Annotated in this window: 3 protein-coding genes; 2 read left to right on the plus strand and 1 reads right to left on the minus strand. The window is 76.0% G+C overall.

Annotation, left to right across the window (positions count from 1 at the left end):
* The coding region (locus KS423_RS42610) for a PAS domain-containing protein (RefSeq protein ID WP_224285067.1) at positions 1 to 474 on the minus strand (474 nt) is incomplete at its 3' end.
* A gap of 278 nt (positions 475 to 752) precedes the next feature.
* Here KS423_RS42610 and KS423_RS48295 point away from each other — a divergent pair.
* Positions 753 to 2027, plus strand: a complete 1275-nt coding sequence (locus KS423_RS48295; RefSeq protein ID WP_224285068.1) for a rhodanese-like domain-containing protein — start codon at positions 753 to 755, stop codon at positions 2025 to 2027.
* A gap of 73 nt (positions 2028 to 2100) precedes the next feature.
* The gene (locus KS423_RS42620; protein WP_224285069.1) at positions 2101 to 2763 is read left to right on the plus strand and encodes a DUF5819 family protein; all 663 of its coding nucleotides are present in this window, start codon (positions 2101 to 2103) and stop codon (positions 2761 to 2763) included.
* The last annotated feature ends 75 nt before the right edge of the window (positions 2764 to 2838 follow it).

A 2838-nucleotide genomic window follows, 5' to 3' on the forward strand; every position in this document is an offset into this window, starting at 1 on the left:
GAAGGGGAGCAGCCGCTCGCCGAGTGCGAGCCGCGGCCCGGTGGAGCGCAGCGGGCGGGCGTCGGCGGCCAGCGCCAGCAGGCCGCCGGACGGGCCGGGCAGCGGGTAGGCCCACCAGAGCACGTCGCGCTGGTGCTCCTCGCGGTCGGTGACGGTGAGCCGGCCGATCCAGGGCCGGCCGTCGGCGGTCCGCTCGGCGAGGGTGTCGAACGCGTCGCAGTGGCGGCGGACGGAGCAGCGTTCGAGCACCCGGGAGTCCAGGGCGGGCAGCAGGCCGGAGGCCGGGCGGTCGTGGGCGACCTCGGCGCGGTGGCCGAAGAGCTCCTCGGCTGCCCGGCCCCATTGCGCGATCCGGCCGGACCGGTCGACCAGGACGGGGGCGAGCCGGACCAGGGCGGCCACACCCGTCGGGTGGTCACCCGACGCGGTTCCGTCGCCCGCCGGCCGCGGTGTGGAGTTGGACTCGGCCACCATGGATCCGCTCTGCTCCCGCCTGGCCGCCGCGCCCGAGGGCGGCCGTCTCTCCGGAGGAAGGCACGCTGTGCGGATACCAGCGAAGCACGGACCGGGCCGGACTCGACACCGAAACGGGGAGATTCCTCAGGATCGGTTGTGTGTCGCGTGCCGCGCGCCGGTCCGTACCCCTGGTTCACCCGGACGGGGCCTGCGACCACGGCGGTAGGGTGGCAGGCCGGACCGCCCGTACGGGTGGTCCGCAGGACGCAGCCGGCCGGACGAGACAGAGGCGAGAAGTGAGCGCACAGAGCCCCGCCCGCTGGACGGACCCGGAGCGCTGGGGGTACCCCCGGCCGGAGGCTGGGGGAGAGCTGGAGGAGCGGGTCGCCGCCGCGGAGCTGGCCTGGCTCAGCATGGACGTGGACGTGCAGACGCTGCGGGTCGAGATCGACAACTTCGCGCTGATCCACCACCAGCTGCTCGGCCCGCTCTACGCCCGGCTGGACGAGCTGGACGCACTGGTCGCCGAGGCCGTGGCGGCCCGCACCGGCCGTCCCGAGGACCTGCGCCGGGCCGCCGAGGCGCGCCGGCAGGTCGAGGAACTGCCGGACCTGGACGCGCTGTTCGACTCGGTGCGGGAGCAGTCCGGGCAGGACGGGGAGGCGGCCCCGCCGCCGCCCGCCGCGCCGGAGCGGGTGCGGCCCGGCAAGGAGGCCCAGCGGATCTACCGCGAGCTGGTCCGCCGCGCCCACCCCGACCTGACCACCGACCCGGCCGAGCAGCAGCGCCGGGCCGGTTTCCTGGCCCGGGTCAACGAGGCCTACGCGTACGGGGACGCGGCCGCGCTGGGGGCCCTGGCCGCCGAGTGGTCCACCGCGCCGGAGGCCGCGCCCGCCGTCGACTCCCCCGACCGCCCGGACTGGCTGCGCCGCCGACTGGACTGGCTGACCGCCAAGATCGCCGAGACCGCCGCCGAGCAGGTCCGGCTGGAGCAGACCCCGATGGGTCAGCTGCTCGCCCTCGCCCCGCAGGATCCGGACCGGCTGCTGGAGCAGCTCGCCGAGGAGCTGCTGGCCAAGGCCGCCGAGCGGCAGGCCGAGCTGGAACGGCTGCTCGGCGGCCCGGCCCCGGCGGACGGCCCGTCCTCCGGCGGCCGTGGCACGGCGCCGGTGGGCGACAATGGCACGCACCCGACCGTCCCCCAGCCTTCGGCCGGGACGTACCCCCATCAGGAGAGCCACACGATGTTCCCGCAGATCCCCTCCGCCGACGCCACCGCCGTGCCCGCCGACGCCACCCTGCTGGACGTGCGCGAGCAGGACGAGTGGGACGCCGGCCACGTGGACGGCGCGCTGCACATCCCGATCGGCGAGGTGATCGCCCGCCTCGGCGAGCTGCCGGACGAGAAGCTGTACGTGCTCTGCCGGGTCGGCGGCCGCTCCGCGCAGGTCGTCCAGTACCTGGTGCAGCAGGGCCGGGACGCGGTGAACGTCGACGGCGGGATGCACGCCTGGCAGGGTGCGGGCCGTCCCATGGTGAGCAGCACCGGCCAGGAGGCCTTCGTCCTCTGACGGTCTGGGGCAGGATGGGCGCGCGCGAGCGCGCCGGCACCGGGCCGGCGCCCGCCGACCGGGCGGGGGTGCCATGACCGAGACGACGGACCGGCCGGCTTCCGGGAGGGCCTGGTCCAGGCCCGCGCAGTTGGTCCTCGGCTTCGCCGGGGCGGTGCTGGCCGGCGGCACCGGGCTGTTCCTCGCCGCGGTGTTCCTGCACGTCGCGCCCGCCAACTCGGTGTCCCGGCAGTACCGGGACGAGATCGACGGCGTGGTGTACCCGGAGTTCGAGCAGAACTGGAAGCTGTTCGCGCCCAACCCGCTCCAGCAGAACGTGAGCGTGGACGCCCGGGTCCGCACCGTCGCGCCCGACGGGACGACCCGCACCCACGACTGGATCGGGCTGACCGCGCAGGACGTCGCCGCGATACGGGGCAACCCGGCGCCCAGCCACGTCGAGCAGAACCTGCTGCGCCGGGCCTGGGACTTCTACGACGCCTCGCACAACCCGCAGGACGAGGCCGCGGCCTCCCCACGCGGCGCGCTCGCCGAGCAGTACCTCAAGCGGATCGCCCTGCAGCGGATCGGCCGGGAGGCGGACGGTGAGCGGATCCTGGAGATCCAGTTCCGGTCGACCGCGGCCACCGTCCCGCCGCCGTCCTGGAGCGGCGAGGCCGAGCCGCCGGCGCCCCGGGTGCGGGAGCTGCCCTGGTGGCCGGTGGCGGACGAGGACTACCGGGGGCTGCTCGGATGAACGAGGCGACGGTGCGGGCCGGGCAGCCGGACGGGGCGGTGGCACCGGACGGGGTGCTGCCGTCGGACGGCGTGC

Source organism: Streptomyces sp. LS1784 (genome assembly GCF_020103755.1).
GTDB lineage: Bacteria > Actinomycetota > Actinomycetes > Streptomycetales > Streptomycetaceae > Kitasatospora.